The organism is Nocardioides aquaticus, from assembly GCF_018459925.1.
Classification (GTDB): Bacteria; Actinomycetota; Actinomycetes; order Propionibacteriales; family Nocardioidaceae; genus Nocardioides; species Nocardioides aquaticus.
Map to the genome: position 1 here is coordinate 3,598,250 of NZ_CP075371.1, position 13,661 is coordinate 3,611,910.

Annotated in this window: 16 protein-coding genes; 5 read left to right on the plus strand and 11 right to left on the minus strand. The window is 73.3% G+C overall.

Going from position 1 to position 13,661, the window contains the following annotated elements:
- Position 1 precedes the first annotated feature (1 nt).
- Entirely contained in the window at positions 2-1,162 is a 1,161-nt protein-coding gene (locus tag ENKNEFLB_RS17415) for a glycerophosphodiester phosphodiesterase (protein ID WP_214056530.1), read from the minus strand.
- A 66-nt stretch (positions 1,163-1,228) separates the two neighbouring features.
- Here ENKNEFLB_RS17415 and ENKNEFLB_RS17420 point away from each other — a divergent pair, with 66 nt between their 5' ends.
- Entirely contained in the window at positions 1,229-1,543 is a 315-nt protein-coding gene (locus ENKNEFLB_RS17420; RefSeq protein WP_214056531.1) for a putative quinol monooxygenase, read from the plus strand.
- Between the two features lie 15 nt (positions 1,544-1,558).
- Here ENKNEFLB_RS17420 and ENKNEFLB_RS17425 read toward each other — a convergent pair whose 3' ends face one another.
- From ENKNEFLB_RS17425 to ENKNEFLB_RS17460, 8 genes are read right to left on the minus strand one after another with little or no spacing between them, the layout of a single operon-like run.
- A complete protein-coding gene (locus ENKNEFLB_RS17425) occupies positions 1,559-1,987 on the minus strand; it encodes a VOC family protein (RefSeq protein ID WP_214056532.1) in 429 nt (142 codons plus the stop codon).
- A 34-nt stretch (positions 1,988-2,021) separates the two neighbouring features.
- Positions 2,022-2,411, minus strand: a complete 390-nt coding sequence (locus tag ENKNEFLB_RS17430) for an SDR family NAD(P)-dependent oxidoreductase (protein WP_214056533.1) — start codon at positions 2,409-2,411, stop codon at positions 2,022-2,024.
- On the minus strand, positions 2,408-3,046 hold the full coding sequence (locus tag ENKNEFLB_RS17435) for a potassium channel family protein (RefSeq protein WP_246535636.1): 639 nt from the start codon (positions 3,044-3,046) through the stop codon (positions 2,408-2,410). The genes ENKNEFLB_RS17430 and ENKNEFLB_RS17435 overlap by 4 nt, the downstream gene beginning before the upstream one ends.
- 25 nt (positions 3,047-3,071) lie before the next feature.
- Positions 3,072-4,430 carry a TrkH family potassium uptake protein gene (locus ENKNEFLB_RS17440; RefSeq protein WP_246535637.1) on the minus strand — a complete coding sequence of 453 codons (1,359 nt, stop codon included), beginning with the start codon at positions 4,428-4,430 and terminating at the stop codon, positions 3,072-3,074.
- Between the two features lie 47 nt (positions 4,431-4,477).
- Complete coding sequence (locus ENKNEFLB_RS17445; RefSeq protein ID WP_214056535.1) at positions 4,478-5,770, minus strand: acyl-CoA dehydrogenase family protein; 1,293 nt, start codon at positions 5,768-5,770, stop codon at positions 4,478-4,480.
- Complete coding sequence (gene phaZ, locus ENKNEFLB_RS17450) at positions 5,763-6,635, minus strand: poly(3-hydroxyalkanoate) depolymerase (protein WP_214056536.1); 873 nt, start codon at positions 6,633-6,635, stop codon at positions 5,763-5,765. Before phaZ ends, ENKNEFLB_RS17445 begins: the two co-directional genes overlap by 8 nt.
- A complete protein-coding gene (locus ENKNEFLB_RS17455) occupies positions 6,619-8,322 on the minus strand; it encodes a PHA/PHB synthase family protein (protein ID WP_214056537.1) in 1,704 nt (567 codons plus the stop codon). Before ENKNEFLB_RS17455 ends, phaZ begins: the two co-directional genes overlap by 17 nt.
- Positions 8,319-9,818, minus strand: a complete 1,500-nt coding sequence (locus ENKNEFLB_RS17460) for a long-chain-fatty-acid--CoA ligase (RefSeq protein WP_214056538.1) — start codon at positions 9,816-9,818, stop codon at positions 8,319-8,321. The genes ENKNEFLB_RS17455 and ENKNEFLB_RS17460 overlap by 4 nt, the downstream gene beginning before the upstream one ends.
- Before the next feature lie 121 nt (positions 9,819-9,939).
- Between ENKNEFLB_RS17460 and ENKNEFLB_RS17465 the strand changes: the two genes are divergently transcribed.
- Genes ENKNEFLB_RS17465 through ENKNEFLB_RS17480 form a run of 4 tightly spaced genes read left to right on the plus strand, consistent with a single transcriptional unit; the run spans position 9,940 to position 12,962 of the window.
- Complete coding sequence (locus ENKNEFLB_RS17465) at positions 9,940-10,770, plus strand: class I SAM-dependent methyltransferase (protein WP_214056539.1); 831 nt, start codon at positions 9,940-9,942, stop codon at positions 10,768-10,770.
- On the plus strand, positions 10,767-11,666 hold the full coding sequence (locus tag ENKNEFLB_RS17470) for a DUF3626 domain-containing protein (protein WP_246535638.1): 900 nt from the start codon (positions 10,767-10,769) through the stop codon (positions 11,664-11,666). Before ENKNEFLB_RS17465 ends, ENKNEFLB_RS17470 begins: the two co-directional genes overlap by 4 nt.
- Before the next feature lie 7 nt (positions 11,667-11,673).
- On the plus strand, positions 11,674-12,399 hold the full coding sequence (locus ENKNEFLB_RS17475; protein WP_214056540.1) for a transporter substrate-binding domain-containing protein: 726 nt from the start codon (positions 11,674-11,676) through the stop codon (positions 12,397-12,399).
- Positions 12,396-12,962 carry an AAA family ATPase gene (locus ENKNEFLB_RS17480; RefSeq protein WP_214056541.1) on the plus strand — a complete coding sequence of 189 codons (567 nt, stop codon included), beginning with the start codon at positions 12,396-12,398 and terminating at the stop codon, positions 12,960-12,962. The genes ENKNEFLB_RS17475 and ENKNEFLB_RS17480 overlap by 4 nt, the downstream gene beginning before the upstream one ends.
- On the opposite strand, the gene ENKNEFLB_RS17485 is transcribed toward ENKNEFLB_RS17480, so the two are convergent.
- Positions 12,949-13,146 (minus strand): hypothetical protein, encoded by a 198-nt coding sequence (locus ENKNEFLB_RS17485; protein ID WP_214056542.1) that lies wholly within the window; start codon positions 13,144-13,146, stop codon positions 12,949-12,951. The two genes, ENKNEFLB_RS17480 and ENKNEFLB_RS17485, sit on opposite strands and share 14 nt — an antisense overlap.
- Positions 13,143-13,526, minus strand: coding sequence for a hypothetical protein (locus ENKNEFLB_RS17490; protein WP_214056543.1), 384 nt, complete (start codon positions 13,524-13,526; stop codon positions 13,143-13,145). The genes ENKNEFLB_RS17485 and ENKNEFLB_RS17490 overlap by 4 nt, the downstream gene beginning before the upstream one ends.
- Positions 13,527-13,661: the final 135 nt, after the last annotated feature.

Genomic DNA, 13,661 nt, shown 5'->3' on the forward strand with positions numbered 1-13,661 from the left:
ATCAGCGTGCAGCGACCCAGTTGTCACGCGCGAAGACCGCGGAGTCCGGGTGGTCGGCGAAGACCGCGTCCACGCCGGCGTCCAGGAAGTCGGCCACCTCGGCGAACACGTCGCCCTTGGCGTCCGGGCCCTCACCGCTGCGGTACTCGGTGGCCATGAACTGGTTCTCGTCGCGGATCGTGTAGACCACCACGCGCAGGCCCTGGCGGTGGGCCTTGCGCGGCAGCGCGGTCGGCTCCGCGCTCGAGCCGTCGCCCTGCCGCGGGATGACCATCGTCTTCTCCGGGCCGATCCAGTCGGCGTACGACGCCACGTCGCGCAGCCCGGCGCGGGTGGTGAGGTCGGCGTAGGTCACGCCGGTCTCGCGCACCTGCTGGTCCCAGGGCGCCCCGGTGGGGCTCATCAGCTGCTCGAGCGGCAGGTCGGTGCGGCGGTCGAGACGGCGCAGGTTGGTGACCTCGAAGGACTGGATCAGGATCTTGGCCCGCCTTCCGTCCAGCCCCGCCTGGCGCAGGTCGCGCAGCATCGGCTCCTCGGGCGACAGGTCGAGGGAGTCGAAGTAGGTCGGGTGCTTGGTCTCGGGCGCGACCCCGATCGTGCGGCCGGTCTCGCGGGACAGCTGCTTCGCGAGGGCGAGCACCTCGTCGAACGTCGGCACCCGGAAGCGGCCGTCGTAGCGGGTGTTGTCGGGGCGCACCTGGGGCAGCCGCTCGGTGGCGCGCAGGGTGCGCAGCTCGGCGAGGGTGAAGTCCTCGGTGAACCACCCGTCGTACTCGACGCCGTCGATCGTCTTCACCGCGCGCCGGTCGGCGAACTCCGGGTGGTCCTCGACGTCGGTGGTCTCGTTGATGAAGCTCTCGTGGCGCGCCACGAGGACGCCGTCCTTGGTCGGGACCAGGTCGGGCTCGATGTAGTCGGCGCCGAGCTGCACGGCCAGGCGGTATGCCGCCAGCGTGTGCTCGGGGCGGTAGCCCGAGGCGCCGCGGTGGCCCACGACGAGCGGGCGCGCGAGCTGCTCGACCCCGCGGCCGGGCCGGTCGGCGGACGCCTGGCCGACCACGGGCGCAGCGGCCTGCGAGGCTGGGGCCACCAGCGTGGCCACCAGGGAGAGGGGGACGAGCGGGAGCAGGAGTGCGCCGAGCGCGCGGGTCCGAGAGGTCATGCACCGATGAAACCGCGTCGAGGTGGACACGTGATGAACGACACGCACCCGGCGTAGCCTCCGCACATGACCGAGAACACCACGACCTCCGCCACCCTGCACGTGGTGGCGACCATCCCGATCCGCGCCGACGGCGTGGAGCTGGCCCGGACCGCGCTGGCCGAGCTGGCCACCGCGACGCTGGCCGAGGAGGGCTGCCTGGCCTACGCCGCCTACGAGTCCGGCGCGGCGCCCGGCCTCTTCGTCACCGTCGAGGAGTGGCGCGCCCAGGCCGACCTCGACCAGCACATGACCATGCCGCACATCGCCCGGGCCTTCGAGGTCCTGGGCCCGCACCTGGAGGGGGAGGTCGCGATCCACCCCCTCCAGCCGCTCGGCTGAGCCGCCCGGTCCCGATCAGATCGGGGCGGTGAGCTCCAGGTTGATGTCGTCGGGGTCCTGGAAGGACAGGATCGCCAGGCCGGCGGCCTCCATGTCGATGATCTCGCCGTGGGCCACGCCGAGCTCGTCGAGGCCCTTCACGGCCGCGACGAGGTCGTCGCGCGAGTCGACGGTGAAGCTGACGTGGTCGAGGCCGGTGGCCGTCGAGTCGAAGGTCTGCTCCCCGACGGGGCGCAGGCCGAACAGCGCGCCGGACGGCGTGAGGTAGATGGTGCCGCCGTAGAACTTCTGCGGGTCCTCGGTGGTGCCGGGCTCGTTGACCTCGTGGGACATGTCGATCTGCGCCGGCCACCCGAAGACGTCGTCGTAGAACTTCTTCGAGCGGGCGATGTCGGTGACGGTGAGCCGCACGTGGGCGTACCCGTTGCTGTTGATGATGGCCATGCCCCATGCCTACCCGCACCCCCCGGGTGAGCGCTCACCCCGACCGCAGGCCGGCCAGCACCGCGTCGGCGTCGACCTCCCCCGGGCCGAGCACCACCGTCCGGGCCGCTCCGACGGCGGTGACCAGCGCGTCCGTCGCCGGACCCCCGCCGGCGACGACGAGCAGGTCGGCCCCTCCGAGGTCGCGGGCGCGCGCGGCCAGCAGGGCCACGTCGACGTCGTCCTCGACGCCGGCCTGGACGCTCCAGGCGGCCACCCGCCCGCGCCGGACGACCGCAGCCGTGCGCTCCGCCGCCTCCGGGTCGGGGTCGGCGCAGAGCACCGCGGCGCCGGCCCGCGACAGCGCGACGGCCACCTCGTGGCCGGGCGCCCCGCCGGCGCCGGTGACCAGGGCCAGCAGGTAGCGCAGCTCGGTGCGGCTCACGAGGTCGCGGCGAAGCGCTCCACGGCCTCGCGGGGCCCGGACACGATGACGACGTCACCCTGCTCGACCAGCGTCTCCGCCGTGGCGTAGGTGAACTCCTCACCCGCTCGCTTGACCCCGACCACCGTGACCCCGTGCTGGGAGCGCACGTGCGAGTCGGCCAGGCTCCGGCCCAGCATCTGCCGTGGCGGGCGGGTCTTGGCGAAGGCGTAGCCGTCGTCGAGCTCGATGTAGTCCATCATCCGCCCGCGCACGAGGTGGGCGACGCGCTTGCCCATGTCGTGCTCGGGACGCACCACGTGCTGCACCCCGATCTGGGTGAGGATGCGCTGGTGGGCCTGGCTGATCGCCTTGGCCCAGATCGACCGGACGCCGAGGCCGATGGCCACCGAGGCCGACAGGATGCTGGCCTCGAGGTCGTTGCCGACGCCGACCACCACCGTGCCGAAGTCGCCCAGGCCCAGCTGACGCATGGCCTCCTCGTTGGTGCTGTCGGCCTCGACGACGTGGGTCACCCGCCCCGCGAGGGACTGGACGATGCGGGGGTCGCGGTCCACCCCGAGCACCTCCACCCCCTCGGCGGCCAGCTCGAGCGCGAGGGACTTGCCGAAGCGGCCGAGCCCGATCACGGCCACGGCCCCGTCGTCGGGTCGCTGTCTCCTAGCCAATGAGTGGCCGTCCTTCCGGGTTCTGGTGGAGCCGTTGGCGCTCGCGGAGCGCGAGCGCCGAGACCAGGGTGATGGGTCCGAGCCGACCGACGAACATCAGCACGACCAGGACCAGCTGTGCCGGGGTCGGCAGGTCGGCGGTGATCCCGGTGGAGAGTCCCACGGTCGCGAAGGCCGAGACCACCTCGAACAGCACGACGTGCGTCGACATCCGGGAGATCTCCACGACGGCGACGGTGGCCGCCACGACGGCGGCCACCGAGAGGAGGGCGACCGTGAGGGCCTGCCGGGCGGCGCGGTCGGTGATCCGGCGGTCGAAGGCGTGCACGTCCCGCTCGCCGCGGACCTCGGCCCAGATGACGAACAGCAGCAGCAGGAACGTGGTCACCTTGATCCCCCCGGCCGTGCCGGCGGACCCGCCGCCGATGAACATCAGCACGCTCGTGCCGAGCAGGGTGCCCTCGTTCATGGCGCCGTAGTCGAGGCTGTTGAACCCCGCGGTCCTCGGCATGACCGCCTGGAAGAACCCCGCGAGCAGCCGGCCCGCCGGGTCGAGGGCCCCGAGGGTCTGCGGGTTGCGCCACTCGTTGGCGGTGACGAAGACCGTGCCCAGGACGAGCAGCGCGACCGTGGCCAGCACCGTCATCCGGGTGTGCAGGCTCCACCGGCGGGGGCGCAGCTGACGGCGCAGCTCGAGGAGCACCGGGAAGCCCAGCCCGCCCGCGATCACCGACACCGCGATCGGCAGGCAGACCCAGGGGTCGGTGGCGAACCGGGTCAGGCTGTCGGACCACAGGGCGAACCCGGCGTTGTTGAAGGACGAGATGCTGTGGAAGACCCCGAGGTAGGCGGCCCGGCCCGGCGCCTCGTCGTAGGCCAGCCAGAAGCGCAGCCCGAGGACGACGGCCACCACCGCCTCGAAGAGCACCGTGGTGCGCGCCACCCCCAGCAGCACCGTCCGGACGTCACCGAGCCCGACGGACTTGGTCTCGGCGGCCGCGGTGACCCGGGTGCGCAGGCCGAGGCGTCGCGAGACCAGCAGCCCCAGGAGGGAGGCGAACGCCATCGTGCCGAACCCGCCGACCTGGATCAGGCCGAGGATGACCACCTCGCCGAAGGCCGACCAGTACGAGGCCGTGTCCACCGTGACCAGCCCGGTGACGCACACCGCGCTCGTGGCGTGGAACAGCGCGGTGACGAGGTCGGTGCCCCCCTCGCCGGTGCGGGAGACCGGGAGCAGGAGCAGCGCGGTCCCGACCAGGACCGCACCGGCGAAGCCGGCGACGACCAGCTGTGCGGGCGAGCGCAGGCCGAGGGGGCCCAGGCTCCGCCGGGTGGGGGTGCGTGGCACGAGCCGACCCTAGGGCCCGCCGGCGCCCCGGCGGTCGGTCGGGCGCCTCACACGAACGCGCTCTCGCCGGTGATCGCACGACCCACGATGAGGGTGTTGATCTCCCGGGTGCCCTCGTAGGAGTAGATCGCCTCGGCGTCCGCGACGAACCGGCCGACGTGGTGCTCGAGCAGGATGCCGTTGCCACCGAGCACCTCGCGCGCCCAGCCGACCGTCTCGCGCATCTTGGCCGTCGCCTGGGCCTTGCACAGGCTCGCGTGCTCGTCCCGCAGGAGCCCGGCGTCCTGCAGCTGCGAGGCCCGGGTGTTCATCGCGGTGGCCGCGGTGACGTGGCCGAGCATCTTGACCAGCAGGTCCTGGACCAGCTGGAAGGACGCGATCGGGCGACCGAACTGCTCCCGGGCCTTGGTGTAGCGCAGGGCGTGCTCGAAGGCCCCCCGCGCGCAGCCGGCCGCCTGCCAGGCCACGCCCATCCTGGTCACCCGCAGCACGTCGGCGGTGCTGCGGAAGCTCTCGGCCTTCTGCAGCCGGTTCTCCTCGGGCACCCGGACGTCGCGCAGGTGGACCTCGGCGTTCTGGACCACGCGCAGCGCGATCTTGTCCTCCTGCTTGTCGAAGGTCATCCCCTCGGTGTCCTTCTCGACCACGAAGCCCTTGACCTGGCCGTCGTCCTCGTCGCGCGCCCAGATGATCACCAGGTCGGCGAACGCGGCGTTGCCGATCCACTTCTTCTCGCCGTTGAGCACCCACCCGTCGCCGTCACGGCGCGCCGAGGTGGCCAGACCGGCCGAGATCGCGGAGCCGACGTCGGGCTCGGTCAGCCCGAAGGCCCCGATCAGCTCCATCCGGGCCATCGCCGGCAGCCAGCGCTCCCGCTGCTCGTCGGAGCCGCAGAGCTGGATCGAGCCCATCGCCAGCCCGCCGTGGACCCCCATGAAGGTCCCGATGGACGGGTCCACGCGGGCCAGCTCCATGGCGACCATGCCGTCGACGAGCGCGCCGCGGGCCGGGCAGCCGGGCCCGTCGTAGGCCAGACCGGCGATGCCGAGGTCGGCGATCCCGGGCACGAGCTCGTGCGGGAAGGCCGCGCGGGTCCAGTAGTCGTTGATGATCGGCTCGACCTCGCGGTTCATGAACGCGCGGACCCGGCCGAGCAGGGCCCGGTCGTCGTCGGAGAGCAGCAGCTCGAAGCCGAGGAAGTCCGAGAACGGGGAGTCGGTGAGCTCGACGTCGGTCAGGTCGGGGGCGACCGGTGCCACCGAGCCCGCGGGGCGGGCGCCGGCGTCGGTGCCCGGGCCGGAGGTCGGGTCGCGGGGGTCGTCGGATCGTGCGTCAGCCATGGGTCTCATTCTCGTCGAGGAAGGCGTCGACCACCGGCGCGAGCTGGTCGGCCTCGGTGACCAGGGCGAGGTGGCCGCCGCGGTAGATGTGGAGCCGGCCGCGCGGGATCAGTCGCGCCTGCATCCGGGGGTTGGCGACCGGGATGATCGGGTCGTCGTCGCCGCCGACCACCAGCGTCGGCTGACGCACCAGCGGCAGGAACGGCAGGCTGCTCCAGCCGGTCATCGCCATCAGCTGGTAGTAGTAGCCCCGCTTGGGCCCGGCCCGGGTGGCGGCGTGCAGCAGCGCGGAGCCTCGCACGGGGTCGGTGCGCATCGTGCCGCCGTAGATGGTGCCGGCGACCGCGGCGGCGTAGCCGGGATCGCGGTGCCGGCGCGGGGTCGACATGATCCGCAGCACCTCGGGCGAACCCGGCACCATCAGCATCCCGGTGCCGGTGGCCACCAGCACGACCCGGCGGACCTTGCGCGGCGACTGGAGGGCCAGCTGCTGGGCCAGGCCCCCGCCCCAGGAGATGCCGAGGACGTCGAAGCGGCGGTGGCCCAGGCGGCTCATCATCGCGGTGACCCAGGAGGACAGCGCGGCGATCGTGTAGGGCATGGGCGGCAGCGCGGACCCGCCCACGCCGGGGACGTCGAAGCGGACCACCCCCCGCTCCGGGTCGAGGTGGTCCACGAAGGCCTGGAGGCCCTCGAGGCTCAGGCCGATGCCGTTGCACAGCAGCAGCGGCGGGGCGTGGGTGTGCCGGCCGACGCCGGGGCGTACGGACACCCGCGCGGTGATCCCGCGGACGGTGACGTTGCGCACCCGGTCGGGTGCCGGCTGCGGCCGGTCGTCGGTCATCGGCTCAGCGGTCGTGGACATAGGTCCCCGGTGCCTCGCACAACGGCTCGTGCTGCGCCGACCCCAGCCGGCGCGGCTTGCCCCGCTCGCCCCCGCAGCGCTCGGCCAGCCAGCCGGCGTAGTCGTCCCACCACGAGCCGGGCACCTGGTGCGCGCCGGCCAGCCAGTCCTGCGCCTCCGGCGGGTTCTGCTCGGCGGTGCGGAAGTTGGCCTTGGGGTTGCCCGGCGGGTTCACCATGGCGGCGATGTGCCCGCTGGTGGAGAGCACGAACTTGCTCGTCCCGCCCAGCAGCTGCGTGGTCGCGTAGCAGGACTCCCACTGGCAGATGTGGTCGGCGATCCCGGCCACGACGTAGCTGTCCGTGGTCACCGTGCCGAGGTCGACCGGGGAGCCGAGCATCGTGGAGGCCTTCGGCTCGACCAGGGCGTTGCGGATCGCGAGGTCCATGAAGTCGCGGTGCATGCCCGCGCTCATCCGCACCGAGTCGGCGTTCCAGAACAGGATGTCGAACGCCTTCGGGGCGTGACCCATCAGGTAGTTGTTGACCCAGTAGTTCCAGATCAGGTCGTTGGGCCGCAGCCACGCGAAGACCTCCGCGAGGACCCGGCCGTCGAGGTAGCCCTTCTCCGCCGAGGCCCGGGTCGACGCCGCGGCCGCCTTGTGCGAGAGCAGGGCGCTGGTGATCCCGGCCCGCTCCTGGTCCAGCACGGTCACCATCAGGCTGTACGCCGCGATCCGGTCGAGCTTGTCGGTGGCCGCGAGGTGCGCCATCAGCATCGAGGTGATCATCCCGCCCGAGCAGATCCCCAGCAGCGCCGTCTTGTCCTGCCGGCTGATCTGCTCCACGGCGTCGAGCGCGTCCAGGACGGCCTGGCCGTAGGTGTCCAGGTCCCACTCGGCGTGCCGCACGTCGGGGTTGCGCCACGAGATGCAGTAGACCTGGAGCCCGCTGCGGACCAGGTGCTCGACCATGGAGCGCTCCGCGGCCAGGTCGATGACGTAGTACTTGTTGATCGTCGGCGGGACGATCAGCAGCGGCACCTCACGCACCTGCGGCGTCTGCGGGGTGTACTGGATCAGCTCGAAGACCTCGGTGCGCAGCACCACGGCCCCCGGGGTGACCGCGATGTCCTCGCCCACCGCGAACGCGTCGGCCTCGACCATGGAGGGGATCCGGGGGGCGGTGGCGAAGTCCCGGACCAGGCGCCGTCCCCCGGCCAGGAGGTTGCCGCCACCGGTGTCCAGGGTGCGCTTGAGCACCTTGGGGTTCAGCACCGGGTTGTTGGTCGGGGCCATCGCCTCGACCAGGTTGTCGGCGATGAAGCCGATCCGGTGCCCGTCGCCCCAGTCGAGCTCGGCGTCGTCCACCAGCCCACGCACCGCCACGCCCCAGGCCAGGTAGCCCTGCAGGGTGCGGCGGAACAGGGGGTTCTTGGCCCAGGCCTCGTCCGACCAGCGCCGGTCCTTCGGCGCAGGCGCGAGCTCGGAGCGACCCAGGCCGACCTTGGCCAGCTCGACCCCGAGGCCGGCGGTGCGCTTCACGACGCGCTGCGGGCGCCGGGCCAGGCCGGCGGCGAACCGGATGCCGGACATGCCGGGCACGAACCGGCGGACCGGGTTGCGCCCGGCGTCGGCGAGCAGGAGGTCCAGCGGCGTGGACAGCTCGCTGCTCTCGGCGGCGGCCGCCTCTTCCTCGGTGGTGGTCATGACGTCTCCTCGGGTGCGGTGACCTCGCGGCGCAGGATCTTGCCGGTGGGCCCCTTGGGCAGGTCGTCGACCAGCCAGACCTTGCGGGGGTACTTGTAGGCGGCGAGGCTCTCCTTGGCGAAGGCCTGCAGCTCCTCCTCGGTGGCCGACTGGCCGTCCTTGAGCGCCACGGCGGCGCCCACCTCCTCGCCGAGGTCGTCGTGCGGCAACCCGATCACGGCCACCTCGGCGACCGCGTCGTGGCCGTAGAGGACCTCCTCGATCTCGCGGGGGTAGACGTTGTAGCCGCCCCGGATGATCAGGTCCTTCTTGCGGTCCACGATGGTGAAGTAGCCCTCGTCGTCGACGGTGGCCATGTCGCCGGAGAGGAACCAGCCGTCCTGGACGGACTCGGCGGTGGCGTCCTCGCGGCCCCAGTAGCCCTTCATCACGTTCTCGCCCTTGATGGCGATCTCGCCGACCTCGCCCTGGGCGACGTCCTGGCGGTCGTCGTCGACGACCTTCATCTGGACCCCGCGCACGGGGACGCCGATGGTGCCGGGCTTGCGCTCCTTGCCCGGGTGGTTGAACGAGGCGACCGGGGAGGTCTCGGAGAGCCCGTAGCCCTCGAGCACGATGCAGTCGAAGGTCTGCTCGAACTTCTTCATCACCTCGACCGGCATCGCCGAGCCGCCGGAGATGCAGGTGCGCAGGCTGGACACGTCGTACGACTCGGCGTCGGGCGCGTGGAGCATCCCGGCGTACATCGTGGGCACGCCCTCGAAGACCGTCACCCGGTCACGCCCGATCACCTCGAGCGCCTTGGTGGCGTCGAAGCGCGGGATCAGGGTGAGGCAGGAGCCGCTGCGGACGCTGGCGTTCAGACCGCAGGTCAGCCCGAAGCAGTGGAACAGCGGCAGGCAGCCCATCACGACGTCTTCGGGGCCGAGCTCGACGAGGGTCTCGGCGCTGGTGGCGGCGTTGCTGGTCATGTTGCCGTGGGTGAGCTCGGCGCCCTTGGGCTGGCCGGTGGTGCCGGAGGTGTAGAGCAGCACCACCGTCTCGTCGTCCTCGCGCGCCACGACCTCGTCGTCGGGCTCGAAGCCGGCGAGCAGGTCGGTGAAGCCGTCCGGCTCGACGCTGACGCAGTCGATGCCGACCTCGGCCGCGGCCTTGGTGGCCTCCTCGGCCATCTGGTGCCAGGAGAAGACGATCGAGGCGCCGGAGTCCTCGAGGTAGTACTGCACCTCGCGGGCCTTGAGCAGCGGGTTCATCGGCACGACCACGCAGCCGGCGGCCACCGCGCCGTAGAAGAGCACGGGGAACGGCGGCACGTTGGGCAGCACCATCCCGACCCGGTCGCCCGGGCCGATCCCGCGGTCCTTGAGCATCGCCGCGACCCGTCGGGCGCCGTCGAGCAGCGTGTCGTAGTCGATCACGAGGTCGTCGAGCTTCACCGCCGGTCGGCTCCCGTGCTCGGCGGCGGTGTCGGTCAGGGCCTGGGCCAGGTTGGTCACGAGGGACCTCTCTGCATTCGGGGACGGCAACCCGGCCAGCCTAGGCCCCCCTGTGACACCGACCACAAGGGGTCGAAGGGGTGGCCTGCGCCGATCGGTCGCGATCAGTAGCGTCGCAGCCATGGCAGGCGGGTGGTCCGGGGTGGCGCAGGCCTACGCCGCCACCTTCGCCGGGCTCTGCGCCGGCGTCCACGAGCCGCTGCTGGACGCGGCCCTGGTCGGTCGGGGGACGCGGGTGCTCGACGTCGGGTGCGGGCCGGGCGGGCTGTCCCTGGCAGCGGCGGACCGGGGCGCGGAGGTGAGCGCGGTCGACCCCGACCCCGGCATGGTCGCCCTCGCGCGCACGACGGCGCCGACGGCGGCCGTCACCGACGGCGGGCTGCCGGACCTGCCGGTCCACCGGCTGCCGCACCGGTCCTACGACGCCGTCCTGGCCGCCTTCGTCGTCAACCACCTGCCGGACCCGCGGGCCGGGCTGGCCGCGCTGGCGGGGGTGGTGGCACCGGGCGGACGGGTCGCGGTGACCGTCTGGCCCTCCGGGGCGACGCCGCAGTCGCGGCTGTGGGAGCGGGTGGTGGCCGACGCCGGGGCGGTGCCGCCCGCAGGCGTGCGGCTGCCGCCGGACCTCGACTTCCCCCGCACGGTCGACGGCCTGGCCAGCCTCGTGGCCGGGTCGGGCCTCTCCGTGGTCGAGGCCCGGCTGCTGGCCTGGACCCACGTCTGCGACCCGGGGATGGTCTGGGCGGGTGCCTCGGCCGGGATCGGCGGCCAGGGCGCCACCCTCCTCGCGCAGCCGCCGGAGGTGCGGGAGCAGATGCGGGCGGCCTACGAGCGCCACGTGGCGGACCTGGTCGTCGACGGCCGGCTCCACCTGGCCACCACCGCCGTCCTCGTCACCGCCGAGATGACGCTTGCGGACAGCCGAGATGACGCTCGCGGCGCCTCGAGATGACGCGTCCGGACACCGTGGACCCGACGGGGCGCGCGTTGGCGCACGTCGCCGCGAGGTCGGACCCCGCTGCGCCCGCACTCGACCGCGACCTGCGCGTCACCCTCGGCTTCCACCCCGACCGCCGGGCCGCGCGCGGCGGGCCGACCCTCCTCGAGTCCCTGGCCCAGGACGGCGTCTACCGCTCGCAGTTCGAGACCGGCACGAGCAACGGCGGCCTGACCGCGCACCGCGGCGGGGCTCGCTGGCGGTGGGAGCAGGAGATCTTCGGTGGGGCGTACGACGCCGCGCCGGCCTCGGCGCGCCCCCGGTACGGCGCGCTGGACCGTCCGGGGGGACCAGGACCCGGCGGGGCCCCTCGGTTCGGCTCGGCCCACCTGCGACTGCGCGAGGAGGTCCTGGACCGCGCCACCTTCTGCTTCCCCGACTCGGCGCTGGCTCCGACCGCGTTCGCCACGGCCGCCCACTTCGACCTGTGGCCGCTCGTGGCGACCTGGGACGCTCGTCCGCTGACCGACGAGGTCGAGGCCGGGCCCGGCGGTCGCCTCGACGCCTACGTCGAGGCGCACGTGCACGGTCCGGTCCTGCTGGCAGGGGACGTCGAGGCGCTCGTCCTGGACCCGTGCTGGCGCGGCACCGCGACCGATCGGCAGGCGGGGCTCCTCGGGGTGCCGGTCGAGTGGCACGAGGGACGGCGTCTGTCGGTCGCCGAGCTGGCGCGGCACCCGGCGTACCGGGGTCCGGAGACGGTGGAGGTCGGCCTGCGCGTCGCCCAGGACGGTCTGCTGGACGCTCGTGTGATCGGGCACGCGGTCGAGGCGGGTGCCGAGGACCCGCAGCAGCTCAAGCGCGTCTGGCACCACGTGGCGCGCTGGGGCGAGGCCGTGGAACCACGATGATGGGTCCATGACCTCCCCCGACCTCGCGGCCGTGGCTGCCGACCTCGCCCCCAGCGGCACGCTGCGCGCCTCGATCAACCTGGGCAACCCGGTGCTCGCCCACGGCACCCCCGACGAGCCCGGCGGGGTGACCGTCGACCTGGCCCGCGCCCTCGGCGAGCGCCTCGGTCTCCCGGTCGAGCTGCTCTGCTTCGACGCGGCACGCTCGTCCTTGGAGGCGATGCAGGACGGGCGCGCCGACCTGTGCTTCCTCGCGATCGACCCGGCCCGCGCCGAGACCGTCGCCTTCACCGCGCCGTACGTGCTGATCGAGGGCGTCTACGTCGTGCCCGAAGACTCCCCGCTGACCCGTGCCGACCAGGTCGACCGCGCGGGCGTCCGCGTGGGGGTCAAGCAGGGCTCGGCCTACGACCTCCACCTGACCCGTGCCCTCGAGCACGCCGAGGTCGTCCGCGGCGCCGAGGGCACCACGGTCTACGTCGAGCAGTCCCTGGAGGTGGGCGCCGGGATCAGGCAGCCGGTGAGCGCGTTCGTGACCGACCGCGCCGGCCACCGGCTGCTCGAGCCGGCCTTCATGCAGATCGAGCAGGCCGTCGGCACCACGCAGACCCGCGCTGCGGCGACCGTCGACCACCTGAGGGCGTACGTCGAGGAGCAGAAGGCGAACGGCTTCGTCGCCGAGTCCCTCGCCCGCGCCGGCCGGCCGGACACGCGGGTCGCGCCGCCCGCGTGACCCCGCACCGGCTGATCCACCTCAACGGCCCGCCCGGCGTCGGCAAGAGCACGCTCGCGGCGCGGTACGCCGCCGACCACCCGGGCACCCTGAACTGCGAGATCGACCTGCTGCGCGGGCTCGTCGGTGGGGTCGAGGAGGACTTCTCCCACGCCGGCACCCTCATCCGGCCGGCCGCCCTCGCGATGGTGGCCGCCTACCTCGAGCACAGCGGCGACGTCGTGCTCCCCCAGATGATCGCGAACCCGGCCGAGCTCGACCGGTTCCGCCGTGCCGCCACCGGTCACGGCGGCGCGCACGTGCACGTCGTGCTCACCGGTGGTCCTGCCGACGTCGCCGCACGGTTCCACGACCGGTCGACCGACCTGCTGCACCACCGCCTCGCAGCCAGGACGGTCGCGGCGGACGGCGGCGTGTCGGCCCTCCGCCGGTGGCACGAGGCGATGGCCGGGCTGGCGGAGACCGAGCCGGACACGATCCTGCTGCCCACGGCACCAGGCGACATCGAGGCGACGTACGCCGACCTGCTCGCCACGCTCGACCAGTTGGTCATCCAGGGGTGACCGCGCCACCGGGACCCTGGTCCGCCGAGGGTCGCGCCGCGCGGTGGAGCCACAGCCGGCGCAGCAGCGCGACGAGGCTGGCCGCGAACCCGAGCGCTGCCGCCGCGATGAAGCCGTAGAGGATCGGCTGACGGGGGTTGGTCGAGATCGTCTCCGGGTCGTCTGGCACGTAGCGGACGGTCACGGGCTCCACCTCCCCGCGCGGCACGCACCCCCCCCCCGCACCGGGATGGTCGTCCCGTACGACCGCCCACCCACCTCGTACTCCACCGGGGCGTCCCTGCAGAAGGTGTACGACGTGCTGCCGCTGCGTCCGGAGCGCTCCTCGCCGCCGCCCAGCTGGCGCCCGGTGGTGGAGGCGCTGAGCGCGAGGTCCTCGCTGTTGGCGAGCAGCAGCAGCGGCACCAGCAGACCGGAGGCGACCAGCATCACCAGGAGCGCCGGCAGCGGCGTACGGGCACGCGCCCCAGCGACGCGGGGACGACGTCGCGCGGCCCGCTCCGCCGGGGTCGACCCCTTCGAGCCCCACCGCTGGAGCGCGGTCTGCTTCTTCTCCTCGGCCACGGCCGTCCTCCCGATCCGGTCCACCGGTGTCGTCCCGGGTCCGGAGGAAGGATGCGGGGACCCGGGGCCGGGGACCACCCCTGTCTGGACACGGCGAAGGCCCCCGCCGGGGCGGGGGCCTTCTCAACAGAGGGC

Bases quoted from the DNA above. Each gene is read 5' to 3' on its own strand.
- ENKNEFLB_RS17475 (WP_214056540.1), top strand. From the start codon at position 11,674: ATGACCTCCCCCGACCTCGCGGCCGTGGCTGCCGACCTCGCCCCCAGC.
- ENKNEFLB_RS17415 (WP_214056530.1), bottom strand. From the start codon at position 1,162: ATGACCTCTCGGACCCGCGCGCTCGGCGCACTCCTGCTCCCGCTCGTC.
- ENKNEFLB_RS17470 (WP_246535638.1), top strand. From the start codon at position 10,767: ATGACGCGTCCGGACACCGTGGACCCGACGGGGCGCGCGTTGGCGCAC.
- ENKNEFLB_RS17455 (WP_214056537.1), bottom strand. From the start codon at position 8,322: ATGACCACCACCGAGGAAGAGGCGGCCGCCGCCGAGAGCAGCGAGCTG.
- ENKNEFLB_RS17465 (WP_214056539.1), top strand. From the start codon at position 9,940: ATGGCAGGCGGGTGGTCCGGGGTGGCGCAGGCCTACGCCGCCACCTTC.
- phaZ (WP_214056536.1), bottom strand. From the start codon at position 6,635: ATGTCCACGACCGCTGAGCCGATGACCGACGACCGGCCGCAGCCGGCA.
- ENKNEFLB_RS17445 (WP_214056535.1), bottom strand. From the start codon at position 5,770: ATGGCTGACGCACGATCCGACGACCCCCGCGACCCGACCTCCGGCCCG.
- ENKNEFLB_RS17420 (WP_214056531.1), top strand. From the start codon at position 1,229: ATGACCGAGAACACCACGACCTCCGCCACCCTGCACGTGGTGGCGACC.
- ENKNEFLB_RS17425 (WP_214056532.1), bottom strand. From the start codon at position 1,987: ATGGCCATCATCAACAGCAACGGGTACGCCCACGTGCGGCTCACCGTC.